Below are 452 nucleotides of genomic sequence, written 5' to 3' on the forward strand. Positions count from 1 at the left end.
TTTATGGACTTGCCCCATACAAAGGTATAACGATTGGCGTTGGCTTCGATCTTAGTGCCATCTACATAAATATCCTTTAAACTAATAACACCTTGTTCAACTAAAAGCAGAACGACTTGATGAAAAATTTTCTTTAAATGGCCTTGTAAACGCTTTCCCCTAAAGTCATTGATCGTGTTGTGGTCCGGTTTGTTCTGCCCGCTGGGCCACATAAAATGGATGTTCTCATTTAGAGCTTGTTCTGTTTTACGTGAAGAATACAAATTACGCAAGTAAGCATAGACAACAACCTTGAGCAACATGCGCGGATGATAGCTTGAGGTTCCGCCACCTTTATAGCTTTTTTCCTAAGCACTTATATCGACATGGTCAATAATTGTATTTACAATACGAACGGGATGATTGACGGGAACTAGATCATCATAACTGGGAGGTAAAAGACTTAGCTGGTC

The 452-nt window shown here is 39.8% G+C and carries 1 pseudogene; it reads right to left on the reverse strand.

Annotated features, from left to right (window positions below):
• Positions 1-452, reverse strand: a pseudogene (locus HC176_RS16465) (transposase); the annotation flags it as partial.

The sequence above is a fragment of the Tamlana crocina genome (genome assembly GCF_012037625.1).